At 70.8% G+C, this 21,965-nt stretch carries 20 protein-coding genes; 15 read left to right on the top strand and 5 right to left on the bottom strand.

What is annotated here, in order from left to right; all coding sequences use genetic code 11:
• Positions 1-95 precede the first annotated feature (95 nt).
• From ACTRO_RS24655 to ACTRO_RS43835, 4 genes are all read right to left on the bottom strand, one after another.
• Positions 96-1,658 carry a tyrosine-type recombinase/integrase gene (locus ACTRO_RS24655; protein WP_051451336.1) on the bottom strand — a complete coding sequence of 521 codons (1,563 nt, stop codon included), beginning with the start codon at positions 1,656-1,658 and terminating at the stop codon, positions 96-98.
• A gap of 95 nt (positions 1,659-1,753) precedes the next feature.
• Entirely contained in the window at positions 1,754-2,131 is a 378-nt protein-coding gene (locus ACTRO_RS49065) for a helix-turn-helix transcriptional regulator (RefSeq protein WP_063628067.1), read from the bottom strand.
• Entirely contained in the window at positions 2,128-3,168 is a 1,041-nt protein-coding gene (locus tag ACTRO_RS24645) for a TRM11 family SAM-dependent methyltransferase (protein WP_211244399.1), read from the bottom strand. The genes ACTRO_RS49065 and ACTRO_RS24645 overlap by 4 nt, the downstream gene beginning before the upstream one ends.
• 16 nt (positions 3,169-3,184) lie before the next feature.
• Entirely contained in the window at positions 3,185-3,907 is a 723-nt protein-coding gene (locus ACTRO_RS43835) for a hypothetical protein (RefSeq protein WP_051451334.1), read from the bottom strand.
• A 375-nt stretch (positions 3,908-4,282) separates the two neighbouring features.
• Here ACTRO_RS43835 and ACTRO_RS24635 point away from each other — a divergent pair, with 375 nt between their 5' ends.
• From ACTRO_RS24635 to ACTRO_RS43830, 7 genes are all read left to right on the top strand, one after another.
• Positions 4,283-5,173 carry a hypothetical protein gene (locus ACTRO_RS24635; protein WP_034266639.1) on the top strand — a complete coding sequence of 297 codons (891 nt, stop codon included), beginning with the start codon at positions 4,283-4,285 and terminating at the stop codon, positions 5,171-5,173.
• Positions 5,174-5,449: 276 nt separating this feature from the next.
• The gene (locus tag ACTRO_RS24630) at positions 5,450-5,731 is read left to right on the top strand and encodes a pilin (protein WP_245594478.1); all 282 of its coding nucleotides are present in this window, start codon (positions 5,450-5,452) and stop codon (positions 5,729-5,731) included.
• Between the two features lie 65 nt (positions 5,732-5,796).
• On the top strand, positions 5,797-7,806 hold the full coding sequence (locus tag ACTRO_RS48230) for a hypothetical protein (protein ID WP_034266635.1): 2,010 nt from the start codon (positions 5,797-5,799) through the stop codon (positions 7,804-7,806).
• A complete protein-coding gene (locus ACTRO_RS24620) occupies positions 7,806-8,723 on the top strand; it encodes a PrgI family protein (protein WP_034266632.1) in 918 nt (305 codons plus the stop codon). The genes ACTRO_RS48230 and ACTRO_RS24620 overlap by 1 nt, the downstream gene beginning before the upstream one ends.
• Positions 8,720-10,405, top strand: coding sequence for a VirB4 family type IV secretion system protein (locus tag ACTRO_RS24615; protein WP_169739944.1), 1,686 nt, complete (start codon positions 8,720-8,722; stop codon positions 10,403-10,405). Before ACTRO_RS24620 ends, ACTRO_RS24615 begins: the two co-directional genes overlap by 4 nt.
• A gap of 33 nt (positions 10,406-10,438) precedes the next feature.
• Positions 10,439-12,931 carry a type IV secretory system conjugative DNA transfer family protein gene (locus ACTRO_RS24610; RefSeq protein WP_051451331.1) on the top strand — a complete coding sequence of 831 codons (2,493 nt, stop codon included), beginning with the start codon at positions 10,439-10,441 and terminating at the stop codon, positions 12,929-12,931.
• Positions 12,928-13,935, top strand: coding sequence for a replication-relaxation family protein (locus ACTRO_RS43830; protein ID WP_051451330.1), 1,008 nt, complete (start codon positions 12,928-12,930; stop codon positions 13,933-13,935). The genes ACTRO_RS24610 and ACTRO_RS43830 overlap by 4 nt, the downstream gene beginning before the upstream one ends.
• An 89-nt stretch (positions 13,936-14,024) precedes the next feature.
• Here the strand turns inward: ACTRO_RS43830 and ACTRO_RS24600 are convergent, their stop codons facing one another.
• Entirely contained in the window at positions 14,025-15,740 is a 1,716-nt protein-coding gene (locus ACTRO_RS24600) for an IS1182 family transposase (RefSeq protein ID WP_157436768.1), read from the bottom strand.
• A 142-nt stretch (positions 15,741-15,882) separates the two neighbouring features.
• Here ACTRO_RS24600 and ACTRO_RS24595 point away from each other — a divergent pair, with 142 nt between their 5' ends.
• The 8 genes from ACTRO_RS24595 to ACTRO_RS24560 all read left to right on the top strand — a co-directional run bounded on the left by ACTRO_RS24595 (position 15,883) and on the right by ACTRO_RS24560 (position 21,913).
• Entirely contained in the window at positions 15,883-16,413 is a 531-nt protein-coding gene (locus ACTRO_RS24595; protein WP_051451329.1) for a hypothetical protein, read from the top strand.
• Positions 16,414-17,160: 747 nt separating this feature from the next.
• A complete protein-coding gene (locus ACTRO_RS24590; protein WP_034266627.1) occupies positions 17,161-17,775 on the top strand; it encodes a hypothetical protein in 615 nt (204 codons plus the stop codon).
• A gap of 260 nt (positions 17,776-18,035) precedes the next feature.
• Entirely contained in the window at positions 18,036-18,590 is a 555-nt protein-coding gene (locus tag ACTRO_RS24585) for an SPDY domain-containing protein (protein WP_034266624.1), read from the top strand.
• Between the two features lie 224 nt (positions 18,591-18,814).
• A complete protein-coding gene (locus ACTRO_RS24580) occupies positions 18,815-19,213 on the top strand; it encodes a hypothetical protein (RefSeq protein WP_034266622.1) in 399 nt (132 codons plus the stop codon).
• Positions 19,214-19,316: 103 nt separating this feature from the next.
• Positions 19,317-19,757, top strand: a complete 441-nt coding sequence (locus ACTRO_RS24575; RefSeq protein WP_157436415.1) for a hypothetical protein — start codon at positions 19,317-19,319, stop codon at positions 19,755-19,757.
• Positions 19,754-20,251 (top strand): hypothetical protein, encoded by a 498-nt coding sequence (locus tag ACTRO_RS24570; RefSeq protein WP_157436414.1) that lies wholly within the window; start codon positions 19,754-19,756, stop codon positions 20,249-20,251. The genes ACTRO_RS24575 and ACTRO_RS24570 overlap by 4 nt, the downstream gene beginning before the upstream one ends.
• A 140-nt stretch (positions 20,252-20,391) precedes the next feature.
• Entirely contained in the window at positions 20,392-20,976 is a 585-nt protein-coding gene (locus tag ACTRO_RS24565) for a hypothetical protein (RefSeq protein ID WP_034266614.1), read from the top strand.
• Positions 20,977-21,109: 133 nt separating this feature from the next.
• Positions 21,110-21,913, top strand: a complete 804-nt coding sequence (locus tag ACTRO_RS24560; protein ID WP_169739943.1) for a DUF2637 domain-containing protein — start codon at positions 21,110-21,112, stop codon at positions 21,911-21,913.
• Positions 21,914-21,965: the final 52 nt, after the last annotated feature.

The raw sequence follows: 21,965 nt of genomic DNA, 5'->3' as shown, positions 1-21,965 counted from the left end.
GCGCAGGGGGCGCGATGAGGCTGGACGGGGGCGGTCGCCGAACCGTTGTGCGGTTCGGCGACCGCTCCGGCTGGTCGACGTGGGCTGGTTGCCGTCTATGCGGTCTCGTCGGGATCAGGGTGCGTGTCTTCTTCGTCGTTGTGTTCTGCGGCGAGGAGGTCGGCGATGAGGTCGGCGGCCTCCCGTTTCGCCTCGTCGACGACGGAGGTGTAGATGTCGGCGGTGATGGTGACGGAGGAGTGGCCGAGCATCGCGGAGACGGTTTTGAGGTCGACTCCGGCGGCGCGGGCCAACGTTGCCGCGCCGTGCCGGAGGTCGTGGAGACGTACCGGGGGCAGGCCGGCCTGCTTGGTCAGGGCTTGGAAGCAGGTGAGGAACTGGTCGGGGGTGAGGTGGTCGCCGTAGTGGTCGGTGAAGACCCAGCCGGCGTCGTTCCATTCGTCCCCTGCTTTTGCGGCCCAGGTGCGCTGGCGTCGGCGGTGTCTGGCGAGGGCGGTCAGGACGGGTTTGGGGGCGATGACGGTGCGCTCGCCGGCGGCGGTTTTGGTGGGGGTGACCTGGGGGGTCCAGTTGACTTGGATGATCTGCCGGTCGATGCCGATCGTGCCGGTGCGGAAGTCGATGTCGGACCAGCGTAGGCCGGCTGCCTCGCCGCGGCGCAGGCCGAGGTGGGCGACCAGGACGTAGTAGGCGTGGAGCTCGTGGTTTTCGGCATGGGCGAGGAACGCGCGGGTGTGGGGCGCGGTCCAGACCATGACCGGGCTCGGGATCTCGCCGGTACGGCGCCACTGTCGGACTCTGGGCTCGGTCCAGAGCATGGGGCGGGCGCGGCGGTGGGCGGGCAGTTCCACGAGCTTGGCGACGTTGACGGTGACGAGTTCCTCCTTCATAGCGCTGGTCAGCGCGGAGCGGAGGGTCGCGCGGATGCGCTGGAGGGTGACGGGTCCGGGCACGTGCCGCAGCGGGGGCATCAGGGCGAGGCGGGCGCGCAGTTGCCGGGCGCGGGCGTGGTCTTTCACGTGGTAGGCGGCTTTCGCGGCGGCCTGGAGTTCGCGGCGTTCGGTGTTCTGCGCCTCGATGAGGGCTGCGTCGGCGGCGATGTCGTCGAGCAGCTGTTGGACGTGGTGCTTGCGCAGCTTGGTCAGCTGGAGGTGTCCGAGGGCGGGGATGAGATGGTGCTCGCAGTAGATCCGGTAGCTGGTGTAGGTGCTGGCGGTGCGCGAGCCGCGCTTGGTCTCGAGCCATTCGCGCAGGAACACCTCCACGGTCAGGTGCTGTTCGACGGGGCGGCCCAGGCGCAGCCGGGCGCGCAGTTCATCGGCGTCCGGGAGCGGTCGCCGCTCGCGCAGGGCTTCCTGGATGAGGCCTGCGATCTGGAGTCTGGCCTGGTCGGGCCGGTCGGCGGTCTCGGCGAGGGCGATCAGGGTTTTGATGTCGTTCAGGACGCTCTGGGCCTGGTCTCGGGTGTCGTAGCCGCCGGAGCGCAGGTGGGTGCGCTCGTGGCCGGCGGGGACTTTGACCTCGAGCTGGAGGGACCAGGCGCCGTGCTTGGAGTCGTAGGCGCCGGTGGGGCGCCGCAGCTTGGGGCACGAGCCGCCGAGCTTGCGTCCGTTCTCGTCGCGGCAGTGGCAGCGCTTGTAGAGTGCGCCCTCGTTCATGGTGGCAGCAGCCTTTCTCGTCGATCGGGTCGCCACGCCCTGCGTACAGAGGGTGTCTGTACGGCAGAGCGCGGCATGGGCCTTTTGATTTCGCGTCAACGGGTCCGGGGTTGATCGACGCTCCACTTGGCGGGGTAGCGCAACGGTGGTCGGGGAGGATCTTCTTGGCCGTGCGGCGCGGGCGCGGGGAATGCCGCGGATCCGCGTGCGGCGGCCGGGTCGGCGCCGCCGGGTTCCGGTGCGGTGTCCGCGATGTCGGGCGCGGTGATCCCGAGGACCTTGAGCAGCGGCGCGGTCGGAACGCGCAGTGCGGTGCCGATCCGCAGCACGGGTACGGGCAGGGTGCCCTTGGCGGCGAGGGTGTAGGCGGTGGTGCGTCCGATGCCGAGGTAGCGGGCTGCGGTGGGCAGGTCGATCATCGGCGGCAGGTTGGCTGCGTCGGCGAGCGACGGCGTGCCGGTGGGCGGCTTCATTGTCCGGCTCCGTCGCTTTCCTGGTCAGGGTGCTTGGATAGGACGACGAGGTCTTCGTGCACGATCCCGGAGCGGGGGATGCCCGCGGCGATCGCGTCGCGCACGCCCTTGGCCTGAAGGAACGACAGGTGTGCGATCAGGCGTTCCTGGCTGCGGTATCGGGTGGCGCCGCCGGTACAGCCGCACCCGCAGGAGACCGAGTCCTCGAGGTCGGATGCCTCGCAGCGGGCGAGCAGTGCGACGCACCGTTCGACCGGGACGAGTCCGGCGGCTTTGCCGGCGGCGATGACGGCGCCGGGCAGGTCGATCAGGGCGCCTTGGCGTCTCCAGGGCCGGGCGGTGACCGCGACGTACCCGCCCGGGGCGAGCAGGGGTTCTGTGGCCTGGAGGATCTGGGCGAACCCGGCGAGCAGTTCGCGTGGGGGTCGGTGGGCGAGGTTGCGCCGGTCGGTCGAGTAGCGGTTGTCGTGTTTGCGCACCGGCCCGGTATGTCCGGCGCGGCCTTGGACTTGGACCTGACCGTGGCAGGACGGGCCGTACGGGGGCGAGGTCAGCAACAGCCTGACCCGGCCGTGGGCCGCCTGCGCGAGTTCGTCGGGGATGTGGCGGGCGTCGGCGTTCCAGACGAACCCGGCTCCGGTCGCGCCCTGGGCGCGGGCGTGGTTGATCCCGCGCTGGGCGAGGGTGGTCCACTGCTTCTCGTATTCGACGCCGAGGGCGTTGCGCCCGAGATGCATGGCTTCGATCAGGGTGGTGCCGATGCCGCACATGGGGTCGAGGACGAGGTCGCCGGGGTCGGTGTAGGTCTCGATGGCGTGCCGGGCGATGGCCGGGAGCATCCGGCCGGGGTGTTTGACGGATTCGGGCAGGTAGCGGCCGCGCCGCTGGGTCTTGGAGACCTGCTGGCCGGTGCAGAGCACCGAGGCCGGGCGGAGGGTGTGCCGGGCGGTGGGGTACCAGCGTTCCATGCCGGGCAGCGGCTGCTGGCTGTCGCAGGGCCCGGATGCGGGCGCCCGGTCGTTTCCATGAAAAGACATGATGATCTTCCTTTGATCAGTTGGCCTGGAGGGCGATGAGGTCGGAGTGCACACGCCGGTGCCGGGGGCGGATCTTCGCGTGGCGGGGTGCGGGGCGGTCCGCGTGGTCGCGGGCGGAGAGGGGTTCGGTCAGCAGCCGGGTGTGGACGATCACGTGGTGCTGGAGGTAGCCGAGCCCTGCGTATCTGGCTGCGCGCACGTAGGGGCCGGTGGGGTCGAGCATCCCGTCCAGACCCGTGGCCTGATGGGTGTGCACCAGTACCACACCGCCGGGGCCGGCTGCCCTCCGCAGTTCCCGGAAGAACGGGACCGCGGTGTCGAGGTCGGGGGCCGGTTCGTGGTCGAGGGGGTCTGCGATCACGAGGGCGGCGTCCAGGCCGCGGATGGGCTCGGCGCCGTGGAAGACGGTCGCGTCGTTCATCCATTCCGGAGCCCATACGGTGGGGGTCACGTCGAGGCCGGTGCGGCCGGGGCCGGGTCCGTGGCTGATGCCGAGCGCGCCGCCGTTGGGCAGGAACTGTGCGGCGATGCGCATCAGGGCCCAGGCGGGCAGTTCGGACTCGTCGATGACCGGTGCGCCCGGGCCGCCGGCCGGGGGAAGCCAGACGCTGTGGCTGATGCCGGGGCTGCCTCCGTCGGGGACGAAGTGGCCGGGGTTCGTGGTCGCGGGTACCGGGACCTTGATCAGGGTCCGGCCGAGGCCCGGGCTCCGGTCGTGGTGGTTCCTGTCGTCATGCATCGTCGGTCCTTCACGGACCTGCTTGCGCCGTCCTGACGGATCGGCACGACCCGTAGAAGAAGAAGATCAGGAGCCTGTGCAGGTAACCGGCTTCGGGGTGCTGGGCGCCGGTATTCACTCGTGCGGGCGAAGCCGGGGAAACTCGGTGTGCAGGCCCGGGTTGCACATGGACCGCACACGGATCACGCCTTGGTTGGACGTCCGACATGTCGCCCGGTCGGCCCGTGCGCCCGGGTCCGCACATGGCCGCACATTGGCCTCAGGGCTCGAAGTCGCAGGGTTTTGCACACGGTCTGCACATGCGGTGGCCGAGAACTGTCCTCGCCGGAGGCACACCGCCCCTGGCCTCGTTCTTCGGACAGGAAGGCCACCCCTGTGGACACGAACTTTCCCACCGTCTCCTGCGACCGCCTCTCCCGCCCCGGTCGGACCGTGCAGGCCTCGAGCCTTTGCACCCGGCCGCGTACCGCGCCGGCACTGGCGGGCCGTGCGTATCGGCTGGCTGCCGGGTCGGCGTATCCGCAGATCGCCGCCGCCCACGCAGCCGCGCTGTCGGTGATCGAGCGCGGGCGTCTGTGCGATGTTCCCGTCGGTGCGCAGGTGAGTGTGCCGGTCGCGGAGCTCCACCGGTTTCTTGTCAGCTCCGAGCGCGCCGGGGCGGAGTTGGACGCGGTGTGGGAGGTGCTGATCGACCGGGCCCGGCGGGATGTGGACTGGCAGCTGGTGGCGCTCGGGGTTACTGCGCCGCGCTTGGCGCAGATCGCCGCGCGTACCGCGGGACGGGTGTACGTCGAGCTGCGCGAGGAGATCGCCACGGCGGTGCTCGGCGCGTTCGCGGAGGCGCTGCTGACGCTGGTCCCGGAGCCCGGGCGCGGGCTGGTCGTGCATCAGCTGTTGCGTCGGGCGCAGGCGGCCGGGCAGAAGGTGGTCGACCAGCGCACGGCCGCGTGCAAGCGCCGGCCCGCCGAGACCGAGCGCGAGGAGCATCTTCCGGAGCCGGGTTCGGTCGGGCGCGGGGTGAACCACCCGGATCTCGCGCTCGCGCGGCTGGTGGCTCGCGGCGTGATCACGGCGGACGAGGCGGATCTGATCGGGCGCCACCGCATCGAGGGCGTGACGCTGCGGCGGCTGGGGGCCGAGCGCGGGTGGTATCCGATGCAGACGACCAGGGCGCTGCGCGCGGCCGAGTGCAAGGTCGCCCGTGCGCTCGGGCACGCGCAGCCCGGACCTGCCCGGTTCACAGCAAGCCGCACCACAGAAGCGTGATGATCATTCTTTCCCGGGTCGGCGCCCGGCGCTGTTACAGCGTCCGGGCGCCGTTCTTCTTCTACTACGAAGGCGCGGAACAAAGCGCCTGAAGGTATCCGTCCGGCCGCGATCAGCGAGGCTCGCCTCCCGCAGGGGCCTGCGGTCGGCACGACCCAGCCATCCGCGACCCGCAAGCAAGCGGACCCGCCCGCCTCCCTCGAGGAGCGGCCCGCGATGGCGGCCGGACGGATACCCCCACGCAGCTTCTCTTCGATCGTGGAAGGAGCCTGTCCCGTGCTGCTGTCCGCCACTTCCACCCCGGAGCCGACCGTGCTCGCGGTCGCCTCGATTCCGCAGGTCATCACCAACATCACCAACGTGGTCGCCGGGCTCCTGGCCGGCGCCGCCACGCTGTCGCTGACAATCGGCGGACTGCGGCACCTGCTGTCGGCCGGCGACCCCGGAGAGGTCTCCGCCGCCAAACGCGCCTATAAAGAGGCCGCGTTCGGCTACCTGATCGCAGTCCTCGCTCCCGCGCTGGTGGCCCTGCTCAAGACGGTCGTGGGGGCAAGCTGATGGGCGCGCCCCCCAGCATCCGTGGCCCAATCAGGCGGTCGACTCGCGGTCTACTGGTCGGCGCCGTGGTGTGCGCGGTACTCGCTCCGAGCCTCGCGCGCGCCGACGCGCTGCCCGCCCCGCCCCCGCCCGCATCCACGTCCGCGCCCGCCGCGGGCACTCCGGCTCCGGCAGCGAAGCCCTCGAACTCGTCCGACGCGCACGGCTGTCCGATCCCTTCGGCCGGTCCGACGAAAGACGGCAAGCCGCTGCCGGACCCGGCGGCCGGTGCGTCTCCGTCGCCGGACTATCCGAAGGCCGGAACGCCGGGCAACTGCCGCCCGGTCGCACCCAACCTGGGCAAGCCCCAGCAGATCCCGAACGCGAACCCGCTGGGATCGGGGCCGTCCTGGTGGGACATCCCCGGGCAGATCGAGCAGGCCATCAACACGTGGATCGGCGACCTGGCGCAGGCCGCCCTCGCCCCGGTCATGGGCCTGTTCAGCGTGGCGCTGCTTACCGAGCCGACTCTCACCAGCGGGCGGATCGCGCAGCTGTGGCAGGCCAATGCGGTGCTCGCCGACTCCTTCTACGTCCTCTACGTGCTCTTCGGCGGCCTGCTGGTCCTCGGCTACGGCACGGTCCAGACCCGGTACACCGCCGGGCAGATCGTGCCCCGGCTCGTGGCCGGCATGATCGCGTCGAACCTCTCGCTGCCGGTGATCGGGCTGGCCGTGGAGTTCACCGGCGCACTGGCCGGTGCGCTGTGGAACCAGCCGCTGGACCCGGCCGGGATCGGCGACCAAGTCGTCCAGGTGATTATCGGTCTGATCCTGATGCCCGACGGACTCACCCAGATCGTCATGGCGATCTTCGCGCTCGTGATCTGTGTGCTCGCTCTCGCCGTGCTGGTGACGTGCGCCGCACGGATCGTCGGGCTGATGCTGTTGACGCTGCTCGCGCCGCTCATGCTGGCTACTCACGCACTGCCGGGGATCGACGGGTGCGCCCGGCTGTGGTGGCGGGCCATGGGCGCGGTGCTCAGTACGCAGATTCTCCAGACCCTGACGTTCATGCTGATGCTGCAGGTCTTCAGCAACCGCCATGCCGCGATCCTGGTCTTCCCCACCGCGAGCGGTATCACCGACTTCCTCGTCGGCACAGCCCTGCTGCTGATCATGCTGAAGATCCCGGGCTGGATGAACCGCATGACCCTGGGGCACTCCCCGCGCACGTTCATCGGCCAGGTGCTGCGCACCGCAGCCGTGGCCGCAGTCGGCTACCGGCTCGGGGTGCCCGGTGCCTCCAGCACCCGGACGCTGACGAGCCGCATGGTGACGGACCGGATGCGCGGCGGCGGACCGGGGCCGGCCGGAGCGCTGCCGCTTCGCCAGCCTGGTCCGCGCGGCCCTCGCCCTGCGCCGGTCGGCGGGTACCGCCGGATGCCCGGAGCGGACAGCAGCAGGCTGATCCGCGCGGTCGCCCGGGACAACGGCGGGGACCTGGTGGCGGCGGCGCAGCACGTCAACGCGATTTCGGCCGCGAACCCGTCGCCGTCGGCAATCGCGGCCCCGAGCACGTCATCGACGTCGGGCTCCACTACCGGGGAGCGGAAGCCGGATAGCGGGCTCGCTTCGATCGGCGGGCGGAGGTTCGGCTCGTCCCGGGGCTCGCATGCTTCGGGGCAGTTGGCTCTATGGCCCGTGCCGAAGGGGCAGGCCGTACCGCGGCCGTGGTCCGGGCCGCAGCAGGGTGCATCGCCAGCACCGCCCCCGGCGGCGACAGTGCCGGGCCAGCTCCAGCTTCCCGGGTTCACACGGATGCCGCCGCCTCATTCCCCGGGCCCGTTCCCGACCGGGTGGCGCAGCGTCCCGGCCTTCACGATCCCGCGCGAGCGGCGCGCCACCGCGCTACCGCACCTGCCCGAGCCGAAGCCGCCGGTCGCACCGCGCCCCCAGGACTTCCCCGGCCAGGCGCCGCTGATCACGGTCCGCGCGGCCAAAGCCCAGAGCAGCCCGCCTCCGCCCAAGCGTGTCCGAGCGAACCTCGCAGTGCTCTTCCTCGCCCCCGACTTCCCGAACGACGGAGACTCCTGATGAACACCGCGTCCCCGCGCCCCGTGCCGGTGCCCGCGAACATCGAGGTCGACGCGCGCCTGGCCGGTCCCTTCACCGCCCGTCAGTGCGCGATCCTCGCGACCACCGCGGCGATCACGCTGGGCGAGGGCGAGGTTCTGCACGTGGCCCTGCGGCTTCCGCCGCTCGTGGTGATCGGCGCCGTGGCTCCGGTGGTGTTTGCTGGATGTCTGCTGGCGCTGGTCAAGCCTGGCGGCGTACCGGCAGACCGCCTGCTGCGCGCGGCGCTAAAGTATGTCCGGACCGGGCGCAGGCGAGCCGACGTCCCGGAGCGCCTTCCGGTTCCTGCGGGGATCTCCCGGCTCGGGCTGCTCTACCGGCAGGTCCTCGAGCTGGACGGGGCCGGGGTCGTCGAACTCGACGGGCAGGAAGTCGCCGTCGTGATCGAGGCGCGGCCGCGATGCCTCCAGCTCGCCGACGCAGACGAGGCCAGAGCCGTGCTGGCCGCGATCGGTACCGTCCTGGCCGCGCAATCAGGGCCCTTCAGCATCTCCACCCTCACGCAGCGGGTCAGCCTCGACGAGCGAGCCCAGGCCACGGCCGCCGAACACCTCTCGACGGCGCAGCTGACCGATTTTGCCCTTCGGCAAGCCGAATACCTGCGGGACTTGGCCGACGGCCGCGAGGTATGGCAACGCAGGCACTTGATCACGATCCGCGAAGCGGGTGGTAGCGCTGTGGCGCGTGCCGCGCACCGCGCCCGGGCCACGGCCCAGTTGCTCGAGTCCTGCGGTCTCAAGGCCCACGTGCTCGATCCGGCCGAGGTGACCGCGCTGCTCACAGCGGCGTGCACGCCCGAGCGCCGTGTCATCCCGCGGCGTCTCGCACCGCCGGGCCGCCCGATCACGGCATGTCTCGACTTCACGGAGCAGCGATGAATGCCGTGGCGTCACCGGCGGGTATCCACATCCGTCCCCGCTCTGTGGAAATCGACGGCGTCCACGCGGCCACGCTGGCGGTGACCGGCTATCCGGCCGAGGTGCTGCCGGGCTGGCTCGAAGCACTCACCGCGTACCCCGCCCGTCTCGACGTCGCGCTACACGCCGAGCCGGTCCCGCCGCAGATCGCAGCGGACAAGCTGCGCAGGCGGCGGACGAGGCTGGAGGCCGGGCGCCGTGAGGGCGCGGGCCGGGGCCGGATCGATGATCCGCAGGTCGAATCGGCTGCGCACGACGCCGCGGAGCTTGCCGGGCGCATCGCCAGGTCCGAGACGAAGCTGTTCACCGCCGGCCTCTACCTGACCTGCTACGCCGACACTGCCGAGGACCTCGCGCAGCTCGTGGACGAGGTGAAGGCTCTGCTCTCGGCGTCGCTGACGAGCGCGCAGACCCCGACGTTCCGCATGCTCGAGGCCTGGCAGACAACGCTCCCGGCCGCCCCGGACCGCATCGGCCAGGTCAGAATCCTCGACACCGCAGCGGTTGCCGCGTGCGCGCCGATGACCAGCCCCGATGCTGATAGCGGTGAAGCGCTCTCCGTGACGGCCGTCTTGGCAGGGGTCTCTGCGGTTACCGGCGCTCCGGTGTTCCGCGACCGTTGGGCGCAGGCGAACCACAATAGCCTGATCCTCGGCACGTCCGGGGCCGGCAAGTCGTACCTGGCCAAGACGGACCTGATCAGAGAGTTGTGCACCGGGACGCTCGGAACGGTCATCGATCCGGAGGGCGAGTACGTCGCGCTCGCCGAGGCGGTCGGCGGCCGCGTCGTCGAGCTCGGGCTGCCCGGCGGCGCGGTCAATGTCCTGGAGCTTCCTCATCGGGAGGCGGCAGGGCCCTGTGAGCTGGCGAGCCGTGTCCTGGATCTGCACGCCCTGTGCGCGGTGCTCCTCGGTGCCGAGCGTGCAGAGCGGCTGCGCCCCGCGCTGGACCGTGCCGCGATGCACGCCTACCGCATGGCGGGGATCAGCGAGGACCCCTCGACGTGGGCCCTGCCGGCGCCGGAATTCGCTGCCGTCGCGCAGCAGGCGGCCGCCGGGTTCGATCCCGCTTCTGCCGAGCTGGCTGGACTTCTCGAGCCGTATGCGACCGGGTCGTACGCGGCGCTGTTCAACGGCGCCCGGCCTGCAAGTGCGGGCGAGGTGCCGCTGACGGTGTACACGCTGCGGCATCTGCCCGACGCGCTGCGGCCCGCCGGGATGCTGCTGGTGCTCTCAAAGATCTGGAACGAGGCGCGTCGCGGCGAGCGTCGTCGTCTGCTGCTGATCGACGAGGTCTGGCAGCTGCTGCAGGAGCCGGCCGCCGCCCGGTTCGTCCTGCGGTTCGCGAAGTCCGCTCGCAAATATCGGCTCGGGCTCTCCCTCGCCACCCAGGACGTCGGGGATCTGCTCGCATCGGATCTCGGTACGGCGGTGGCGTGCAACGCGGCGATCCAGATCCTGCTCGGCCAAGCTCCCCAAACCCTTACCCGCATCAGCGAGGCCTTCGACCTCACCGCAGGTGAGCGCGACTTCGTGGCCACCGCGCCGCGCGGCTACGCCCTGCAGCGCACCCGCACCGGCCGCACCGCCCTCGCCGTGGTCGCCACCCCCGACGAAGAACCGTTCCTGCACACCGGCATCTAAACCGAAGGCCCGAACAGACAAGGACGTATCGCGATGCACCTACACATCGAGACGTTTACCGCGACCGTGCCAGGCGGCTGGCTCACCTCCGCACTGTGCGCAGCCAACGCCCTGGCCGCACGCGACTGGCCGCAGATCTCGACCACGGCTGCAGTCGCGGCGTACGGCGCTACCGCAGCCGTGAGCCGGATGCGGCGCCACAAGAGAAACCGGTTGCTGACCGGCGCGCGTGTGCTGGAGATCGCCTGCCCGCCCGAGTCATCGCCGTCAGGCGCGGTCACGCTGTGGAGCAATCTGCTCGGGTTGCACCGTCCGCGCCTCGCGCGGCTGGTGCACGGCCAGCCGCACGTCGCGTTCGAGTACGTGTTCACCGGCCGGGAACTGGCGATCCGAATGTGGGTGCCGGGGTGTGTCCCGCCACGCATGGTCGAGCGCGCGATCGAGGCTGCGTGGCCCGGCGCCCGTGCCAAAGCGCTGCCGCTGCCCGTCTCCCCGTTGTCTCCGGCGGGCCCCGGCGACGCGGTCACCGGCGGGCGGCTGGTGCTCGCGCGCACCGAGGCGCTGCCGCTGAATGTCAAACACGACGCGGATCCGTTGCGTGCGCTGATCGGCGCGGGGACCGCGCTGGGAGCGGGCCAGGGCGCATGCGTGCAGGTGCTGGCGCGGCCCGCATCGTCCTGGCGGGTCGCGCGGGCGCGCCACCGGTTGCGCAGCCTGGAGGGCAAGCGGAACACGACGACCAGATCCATGCTCTTCGACACCATCAGCCCGGGCCGTATGGAGGTCGCGCCGGGAGCGTTCATGGACGCGCGCCTGGCCGCCGACGCCCGCGCGGCCGCCGGCAAGCTCGCCGGCCCGCTGTATGAGGCGGAGATCCGCTACGCGGCTGTTGTCCCGGGCACCGATCGGGCCGGCGCGAATCCGAGTCAGCGCGTGCGGCGCCGCACCTGCGACCCGGTTGCGATGGCCCAGGCGCGCGGTACCGCGCACGCCCTGGCGTCGGCCACCTGCGTGTATGCGGACCGCAACTTCCTGCGCCGCCGCACACTCGCGGGTCCCGCCCGCCGCATCCGGTCGCGTGACATGGGCCGTGGCCAGCTCTACTCGGTCGCCGAGCTCGCCGCGCTCGCGCATCTGCCCTGGGACGTCAATGCCCCCGGCCTGACCAGAGCCGGCGCCCGCTCGACCCCGCCCGCCCCGGCCCTTCCCACGGGCACCGGCGGCGGCGCGAAGGTGCTCGGCGACGCGGACGCCGGTCCGCCGCGTGCGGTCGCGTTGCCGGTGGCCGATGCGCGCCAGCACGTGCACATGCTGGGTAAGACCGGGTCGGGTAAATCCACGCTGCTGGTGAACCTGATCCTGCAGGATGCCGCGGCCGGGCGCGGCCAGGTCGTGATCGATCCGATGGGCGACCTGGTGACCAACGTCCTCGATCGGCTACCGTCCGCGGCGCTCGAGCGCCCGATCGTGCTGTTCGACCCATGCGACGAGAGCGTGCCGGTGCCGCGGGTGAACATGCTCGACGGCGCGGAGCCGTACCTGGCCACCGACCACCTCGTCGGGATCTTCTCGAAGATCTACGCCGGGTTCTGGGGGCCGCGCACAGACGACCTGCTGCGCGCCGCGTGCCTGACGCTGATGCAGGCGGACCGGGCCCGTGCGGACCTGCCGTTCCCGACCCTGGCCGAGGTGCCGGAGCTGCTGACGGACGCGCGGATCCGCCGGCGCTACACCGACGCGCTGCGCCACGACCGGCACCGGGTGCTGCTCAACTTCTGGGCGGGCTACGAGCAGCACTCCGAGGCCGCCCGCGCCCAGCTGACGGCGCCGCTGCTCAACAAGTTGCGCGGGTTCCTCATGCGCGACTACCCAGCCAAGGTCATCGCCTCGGGTCCCACCGATATCGACATCCAGGCGGTGCTCTCCGGCGGGCTGCTGCTCGCTCGGCTGCCCAAGGGCGTGCTCGGGGAGGAGACCTCGCGGCTGCTCGGCAGCTTCCTGATCGCCAAGACCTGGCAGGGAGCCACCGCCCGCGCGGGGATGCACCCGGACTCGGACCGGCCGGACGCGGCGCTGGTCGTCGATGAGGCGCACACCTACCTCAACCTTCCGCTGCGGGTCGAGGACATGCTCGCCGAGGCGCGCGGCTACCGGCTCTCGCTCATTCTCGCGCACCAGGACCTCGTGCAGCTGCCGGCCGCGATGCGCGAAGCGATCTCCGCCAACGCCCGCAACAAGATCTACTTCAACGCCTCGCCCGAGGACGCCGCGAAGCTCGCCAAACACACCTACCCCAACCTCGGCGAACACGACCTCGCGCGCCTCGGCGCCTACCAGGCCGCCGTCCGGCTCGTGGTCGCCGGAGCCGAACAGCCCGCGTGCACGCTGGCGACCAGGCCCATGCCACCGGCCATCCCCGGCCGCGCAGCCGAACTGCGCACGCGACTGACCGGCAACGACATCCCAGCCGAAACCCCCGGCACCACCGGCGCTAGCGGCACCACCGAGCAGGAGGTATCCGCATGACCCGCACCGATGCTGGCACCGAGGCGGCCATCCCTCTCAACCCGGCCACGAAAGGACGCGGTGGCTCGAGCAATTATCCGGCGCCCGTCGACGGTCTGGCCTATCTGCTGTTTCGCACGACACCGCGGGATCGGTGGCTGCTGGCGATGCTGGGTGAGCACCGGCTGCTGACTGCGATGCAGATCCACGCCCTGGCCTTCACCCGCGCCCGCACGATGAACTACCGCTTGTCCCAGCTGCGCGAGCTCGGCCTACTCGACCGGTTCCGGACGCTCAGCGCATCGTGGTGCGGGGCGCAGTGCTACCGCTACATCCTCGGCCCGCGCGGCGCGCTGCTGGCGGCGGCGGCACACGACATGACGCCGAAGGAATACGGCTACAACCACGCCAAGCTCCTGCGCCAGGGTGCGCGCCCGGATCTGGCGCACACCATCGGGCTGACCGACGCGCTCGTCTCCCTCGCCGCGCGCGGGCAGCTCGCCGCGTGGTGGAACCAGTACACGTGCACGGGCCTGTGGGGGGATCTGATCCGCCCCGACGCCTACGCCGTGCACCGCGACCCGGCGACGGAGAAGGGGTTCGGGTTCTTCTTCGAACACGACACCGGCAGCGAGCACCTGCCGCAGTTGGCCGAGAAGCACGTGGGATACGCGCGCTACGCGGCCGCCTACGGAGGGCACCGCCCGATCCTGATCCAGCTGCCCGACGCGGAACGCGAGCACCGGCTGCACGGGCGGCTCGCGAGGATCCCGGACGCGGCCGGGCTGCCGATCGTCACCACCGTCACCGCGCCCGCCGAACGCCTCACTGCGCAGATCCACGAACTCGGCGAGCAGCTGGCCGGGCCGGCCTGGAGGCCGATCGGAACCGACACGCGCCTGATGCTCCCGCAGATCCCGAGCCACTTCACGAACCGAGGGATCAAGCTTCTCCCCCCGCTGCTGGGTGACCGTGCGGTGCGCGCCCCGATCCCGATCGCGCCGAAACTCACCAGCCAGCGGTAGCCGCCCCAGGGAGATGTGCGTGCTCGCTAGAGCCGGGATCGCCGCCGGTACGCTCGTCTTTTGCTTCCTGGACCCTGGTGGTTTATTCGTCAGGCGATAAGTGAGAGTTCGAGGCGGCCGAGGTGACTTGTTCTGGTTCGGTCGAGAATCTGGCCGTTCCAGTAGGCGTCGAGGCGGATCAGGTTGATAGCGCATGCGGTCAGGACGTGGTGTAGTCGGGTCTTGTCGATGCCTCGGTAGCGTGTCCGGCGGATCCCGAGGTCGATGGCCTGGTTGATGGTGCCCTCGACTCCGGCGCGGAGGGCGTATCGGGCCTGCCAGGCCTTGGTCGACTGGTCGGCGCGGGCTTTGAGCTGGAGCTCGTGGACTTCTCGCTGGGGCACGGTGACTTGTCGGCCGCCTTTCTTGCGGCGGGTGCACAGGTCTCGGGCCGGGCATCGGATGCAGCCGGCCGCCGGGAACGTCACGACGATCTTCGCGGTGCCGTTCTGGACGCATGGGGTCCACGCTGAGCTGCTCTGGCCTTGCGGGCAGGTCGCACTCCGGGCGCCGAAGTCGAAGGTGAAGGCCGACCGGTCGTATCCGGCACCGGCTTTGGCCTGCGCCGAGGTGTCGGCCAGCAGAGGGGTGACCAGGTCGATCCCGTGCTCGGCCTTGGACGAGAGCACCAGAGCCGCAGACGGGTAGCCGGAATCGAGGTAGTGCTCGGCCGGGGTCAGGCCCCGATCGGCGAGCATGGTGTGGACCTGCGCGGTCATCGCCACATCCGGCACGGTCGCGTTCGTGGTGGCGACGTTGGTGATGATGTTCGGCGGATCCAGCCTGCGGGAGGCATCGCCGGGAGCAGGCTCATCCGGCCAGTCGCAGGTCTCGGTCAGATGGACCTTGTAGCCGCACCAGAACAGGTCATCGCCTTTGGCCGCCCACCGGGCCTCGGGATCATAGGGGGAGGCGATCCGCGATGGGGCCGGCGGGATGCCGTCCTTCTCCGCATCCCGCCGTCTGATCACCTGCTTCCCGGTCTCCTCCTCGTACACGTAGTAGTTCTGCAGCAGCACCCGCCGCAACACCCCCACCGCCGGAATTTCACGCAGCCACACCGGCGCCGAGGCCGCGTACACGGCGTTGACCAGGGCGAACCCGTCCTGGCCGTAGTCGGCCGTGAGCTGGTCGCGTTTGGTTTGCGAGGTCGGCAGACGCCAAGAATCGATCCGCCGCCCGTAGCGCGCCGACCAACCCGCGACATCGAACTCGGACGCGAACCACCCCGGAGCCGCCGCGACGAGGGCTTCGGCCGCGGCCCGCACCGACTCCCCGGCCAGCTCCAGCCGGTTCAAATCCCGCACCGCCGAGACCACATGCGTGGAATCCGTACGCTGCTTCCCACCCGCCTTGACCAGGCCCCGCTCCACCAACGCGACCAGCAGCACGTCCAACAGATGCTGCTCGAGCCCACCTTCGAGCACCCGGGAACGGAACTCCGGCAGCACGCTGTGATCGAATCCGGGATCATCCAGCCCCAGCCCGAGCGCGTACTTCCACGACAGATCCCGGCCCGCCGCCTCCGCAGCCTGCCGATCGGTCAGCTTCTGCGCCATCTGAAACACGCTCACCAGCGCAAGGCGCCCCGGCGAATAGCCCGGCCGACCCCGCACCCCGAACCCCGCCACGAACCCCTCATCCGGGAACACCTCCCCGAGCATGTCCCTGACCTGCACCGCCAACGGCAGCACCTTGCGCCGGTAGATCGCCTTGATCGCCGCAGCAACCTGCGGATCCGGCTCCGGCCACGGCGCGGGCTGCATCGACACGACCCTCATCCTCCCCGCAGGCGAAGATCGGAGACAAGCCGCCCGCCAGGCAACCCTACGAGATCAGAACCCTGCCGAATAAACCACCAGGGTCTTCCTGCTGCTGATCGCAGCCGCGGCGGCCGCGGTCCTCAGCTTGGTTACCGGTGGGCTGCTCGGCTCCGGCGACAGCAGCCTGCGCGCTCCGCAGCTGAGCGGCGACTACGGCTCGGTCGTCTGCCGCCTCGACGGCGGCATCCACGGCGGCGGGCTGAACCTGACCGCACAACAGGCTGCCAACGCCGCCGTCATCAGCCAGGTCGCCCTCGACGACGGCATCGAGCCGGCGGACCGCGCAGTCGTAATCGCGCTGGCCACGGCGATGCAGGAGTCGAGCCTTGAGAACCTCGACCACGGCGACCGCGACAGCCTGGGCCTGTTCCAGCAACGCCCGTCCCAGGGCTGGGGCACACCCCAACAGATCATGAACCCCGCCTACGCCGCGCAGCAGTTCTACCGCCACCTCCAGCGCGTCCCAGGCTGGTGGAGCATCCCACTGTGGAAGGCCGCCCAGGCCGTGCAGCACTCCGCCCTGCCCACCGCCTACCAGAAATGGGCTCGGACAGCGGAGTCCCTCCAGCATTTCCTCACCGCACATCCCCGTATCTGTAGACCCACCAAGGAATGACCGCGCGCGCCGTGTTACGCGCCGCCGCCCACGGAATTCGCCGTGAAGAACCTTCGCCGACCGGGGGTAATTGCGCACCCGGAATATCCGGCGGACCGCTATCGTCGAAAACATAAAGCGGGGCCCCGGTAAATCGGGGCGAACACTAAATAGGCTGCCGCTCCAAACGCCCCCGGGCTTGCGGCGCGCCCGAGTCGCAGGGCCGTAGCCGCTGGCAACAGGTGACTGAGACCGGGAAGGAACGCAGGAGCGAATCAATGTGCGGTTACCCGGACCCCGCCCTCCCTGACCTCCACCCTGAGCCCGGCGCTGAGCGCCACCCTGGCCTCCTCGATCCTGAAGGAGGGGCAGGTGTCTGCATACGTACAGCTCATTGGCTATGTGCACGGCGCGCCCGGCCGGGGCTGATAGGTCATAGACGACCTATCCACGCGATCCAGTCCGCCCCGCGCACACAGTCTCCAGCGCACTGAGGCCGCTCGCATCCCCTCTGTCCTGATCCCCGCCCCCTCCAGTCCGCCGGCGCGGCCGGCGCCGCGACGAGCCCGAGCCGAGCCGGATCCCGCGACGAGCCGGGCGAGGCCGAACACTGATACTCGGAGCCCGGAATTCCCTATTTCCCGGCGTTTCCGAGAATCACCCGAAGGACGTACCCGTATCAGTTGACTTCGTTAATTGCACGGGAATAGCGTCCATGGCACCGGTTAACCCGACCGGCCCGAAACAAGACGGAAAGCGAGTACTGACATGACCCAGACGACCGCCCCCACAGCTACCCCGGCCGACCCCTACGTGGCCATGGCCGCGCCCATCCGCGCCGCGTTCACTGCGGCGATGGCTCCCTACACCAACGGGGAGGCCGCCGCCCCCGCCGGGTTGACCGGCATCCTGATGGAGGCGGTCACGGCTGCCGAGCCGACGGCGGAACTGATCGGCATGCTCTGCCAGTTGCTGACTTCCGCCGCCCCGGACGCCGATACGCTCTCGATCATGCACCGGGCCATGGGCGCGGCCCTTGGCCTGGGCACCGGGCCGGGCCGCCCGCCGCGCACCGTGGCCACGGCTCCTCGCCCTGCGGCGACTGGCACGGGTGGCGGCACGCGCCCCGGCTCGATCGGCGCACGGATCCTGGAAGTGTTCGCCGCCAGCCCGGGCGCACAGTTCACCGTGACCGAACTGGCTCACGAGCTGGGCAACGGGACCGGTGCCACTGGCGCCGCCATCAGCGGCCTGATCAACCGGGGCGAGCTCGCCATGACGAGCGAGCACCCCCGCCGCTACGCGGCGCCCGCCGCCGCGCCCACCACAGCGGCCGACACCACACCGGCCGAGAGCACCGAGGACGCCCCCGAGGCCGCATAGCCAAGGACGACGTACACGGAACCGGCCGCGCCTAACCCAAATAGGCGCGCCCGGTCCGGTCGTACCCTACCTGCCTGGCTCTTATCTCCCCAGCACGTCTCTCCTCCTCGGCGCGCCCATCCATCCAGCCGATCTGGTGCGCCGCCCAGCCGCGTCGCGGCCCCCTGTCTCCCGTCACCGCGCCCGACCCTGCCCGCAGGACAAGGTCCGGCGACGGGTTCACCCCAGCACCCCATCAACCAGTAAAGGAATGTCCTGTCATGACTGCTACCCGTACCCCCGCCCGCACCGGCCGCCGCACCGGCACGCCCGACACCACCACGGAAGCCGCCCCGGCTGACACCGTCGAGGCCCCCGCGCGCACGGTGCCCGCCTACGCGGCCGGTTGCGGACTGCCCGAGTCCGCTCTGAACGCCGGTGCCGAGGCCGGCTTCCGACGCGGTGCGGACGAGAACGAGATGAGCTGGGTTGTGAGCCCGGATGAGCGGCTGCGCATCGAGTTCGGGCCCGAGTCCGCCCGCTACGCGGGCAACCCGATGGGCGGACTCTGGCTGGTCACCTACACCGACCCCGAGGCCCCGCGCGGCGGATGGCGCGCGCAGTTCGGGGACAACTGCCCGGCCGAGGCCATCGCCGCCTTCATCAAGGCCCTGGCCATCCCGGGCGGCCTGGACCCCGATCGCGCCGACGCCGACCCGGCCGAGACCCGGGTCAGTGTCCAGATCATCACCGGAACCACCCCGGCACAGGCGGAAGAGCAGGCGGAGCCGGACACACAGCCGGAATCAGCCCAGGCCACCGCTGCCGGGCAGTAACAAGCCCGGAGTTTTCCGCCCTCGCCGTGCGGCCCGCGACCTCACGTCGCCGCACGGCGGGGGCGGCCCGCCGGGGCCCCGCCCCGGCCCACCAGCACCACGCCGCAGGCAGCAGGACACCTCATGCGGCCGGATATCAGCTGCCCGCGACACCCGGGCTGGCCGCCCTTGTCGTCCTCGCCGCCCTTTTCCCTGTTCGCATCACACTTTCCTGGAGTCATGGCATGACCGATCCCAGCAGCGAGACACAGCACGCGCAGGAGCCGCCCCCGCCGCCGCGTCCCGGACCCGTGCCGCCTACTCGCACCCAGGTATACGACGCAGCCGCCTATGTCACGGCCCTGGCGTATCACCACCGCGCCCAGCTCTCCCAAAGCAGCCTTCCGCTGGTGCACCCCGACCTGCACTGGCTGCTACTCGCACACACCGCTCCCGCCTTCGAGCTCGCCGGCATCCGAAGCACTCCCGCCACCGAGATCGCCGTGCTGCGACTGGTGTTCGCCGCCCTGCGCAAAGCCACAGCAGTGCGCACGGCCGAGTTCGGCGGCTACCTGGAATCGATCACCCCGGGACAGCAGCAGCACATTCTCGCGCTCGCCCACCGGTATCTGTCCGACCAGTGAACGTCGTGCACGAGCCCCGGAGTCGAGTGCGCGCCCCGCCAGGCACAGCGCATGGAGCAGCACCATCCCTGCACGCACTACCCGAAAATGGAGAAGCAAGACCATGAATGCGCCACCATCACCGCACGCCGCCACAGACGTGTCCGACTGGCCCGAACGGGAGGGCTGGAGGACCGAACGGCCCTGCCCGTGCTGTCCCGCGTCCGCAACGCCGACGTTCCGCGCCTCCGCGCCGTGCGGCCGCCTGATCCTGCACGCGGCCGACCCGTACGAGACCGGCACCCTGCTCTACAGCCTCAGCCCCGCGAAAGGCCTGGGCTCCTGGACGCTGACCATGCCAGGAGAGCTCGCGGTATCGGTCCTCGCGGCTGTTCGCGACGCGCTCGGCCCCGCCACGGCCCCGCCCACCGGGCGGCCGATCCCCCCGCTGCAGGGCATCGACCTGCTCGATCACGCGCTCAGTCGGATCCGCCAAGAGGTGGTCACGATCTGCCTGCGCATCGACGACGACATCGAAACCCGTGAGGCGGTGATGTGCCGGTGAACCGCCCGCACCTGACCGCCCGGGAAGCCCAGGAGCTGTTCGAGCACTGGTACGACAGCGTCGCCGACCGCGTGCGCGAGGCGGCAGCCAAGGCGCGCGGTCGCGGGGACCGGCACCGCAGCGACCTCGAGGACCTGCACCGCGACCTCGGGTCGGTCGAACTGCGCCGACTGCTCGAGCCCGAACCTGAAGCCCGGCCGGGCACGGCCGCCCAAGCGGTGGCTGAGGCGGACATGCTCCTGGCGGAGGCAGAGCAACACCACGCGTGGGGCGCGCACAAGGCCGCGATCGTATGGCTCCAGCAGGCCCAGATCGCCGCGAATCTGGCCATTGAGCTGGCGGGCGGGACCGCGAAGCTCGAGGCAATCGTCGAAGGCCCCATCCCGCCCCGACCTGCCACTTCGGCACGACCGGAAGACGGCCCGGACCAGCCGCAGGGCCCAGATGATCCGGACTGGTTCCCGCAAATCCCGGCCCCGCGCCGCCCACTCTAAGCCGCGCGGGCGACCGGCGAGCAGCCAGGCGGAAAGCGCGGACCGGACTCACCACTAATGAGTCCGGGCCGCGCCCGCCCACGCTACCGGCTTCGCCTCCTTCGCCCGCCGCACGACACGAGGAGAAGGACCGCCCAACGATGAACTACTGCCCTGACAACGCTTCACCCCGCAGCAAGGAGTGCCGCAGCCTGATCTCCGCCCTCGCCGACGACGGCTGGGAGGTGAGGTACACGGCCGATAGCCCGGACGTGCAGACCGCCAGGCTCGTCAGCCCGAACTGCCTGCTGCACATGACGATCGACCAGAACACCCTCGACGGATCCGCCTACATCTGCCTGGGCATCCTGCCCGGCGGTATCGGTGAACCGGGCCACTGGCGTGCGTGTGACCCCGCACCATCCTGTGCCTTGTGGCTCGCGGCGGCGCGCGCCGCCATCCAGGCCCAGGAGCCCGCGCATCGGCCGACGCTGTATCCCGGCGAGGTGCTCGCGAGCCTGGGCTGGGTCTACAGCAGGACTCGCCATGACGGGAGGGTCGTGGAGGAATACACCTGTCTGTCCACTAACCGCCGCCTGGCCTACCACTACTCGACGCGCTGCGCCCCGGCTCTGTGGACCGTCACCCGGCCCGAGACCTCGATCGGAGTCGCGGTCACCGCCGCCGAGCCCTACGCCCTGCCCGCCCTCGTGCTCGCCCTGATCCTCGACACATCCGACACGTAACCTGCCCGCAGATATAGCCCGGCTCGGGACAGTCTCCCCGAGCCGGGCTCCGCGTCTCGCATCGACCCCGAAACCCGGACTCGACCAGTCAGGAGAGCAGATGCAGCCGGCAGCGCCGATCCGCAGGTCGCGGATGAGTAGAACGCATCTGGCTGCATTGGCCATCGCCACTGCCCTGGCCGGCGCTATCGCCGGCATCGGCATGCTCGCCTCGTTCCACACGGTCAGTACCCAGATGCGCCCGAGCTTCAGAGGCTGGGCCTGGACCGCGCCGGTCACCCTCGACGCAAGCATCGGCTCCTTCAGCATCCTGGAACTCGTGCTGCTCAGGATGGCCCTACCCCATCTGCTTGCACGGCTCGCGGTCTACGCCGCCACGGCCGCCACCGTCTACCTCAACACCCGAGGTACCGCAGCAGGCGACCACGCCCAATTGATCGCGCACGCCGCGATGCCCTGCGTCTGGGCCCTGTACATCGAACTGCTGCGCAGTGCCGCCGCCGCATTCACCCGCCGCGAACGACGCCACCCTGAGCATCCCGTGCTCGCGCTTCTGCTCGCACCGCGGCCCGTCCTGGCTGCGTGGAGACGCGGCATCCTCGCCTCGGCCGCACCGTCACGGCCCCACCAGCCGAAAATGTCCGCAGCGAGAGGACATTTTCGGCTGCCCCCTGACCTGCGCGATCACGGCGCGGTGAGAGACAGGGCGGACATTTTCCCTGCCACACTTCCGGGCCTGACCGGACCTGCCTCGACAGTCCCTATCACCCCCGCGACCGGGGACCTGCCTGATCGGATCGGCAAGGGCCGGGGCCTGACCAGCCGGCACGCCGTCCTCGACCTCGCCCGCCGAAACCCGGAACTGACCAGCGCGCAGATCGCCGAGCGCCTGAACCTCACCCCCCGCACCGTCCGCCGCCATCTCGGCCGCCGATAGGCACGTCCCCCCGCTGGTCATCCACCTATCGAGCAGCACGCGCACGCCCAGG

The organism is Actinospica robiniae DSM 44927, assembly GCF_000504285.1.
Taxonomy (GTDB): Bacteria; Actinomycetota; Actinomycetes; order Streptomycetales; family Catenulisporaceae; genus Actinospica; species Actinospica robiniae.
This window is presented reverse-complemented; position numbering and strand designations above follow the sequence as displayed.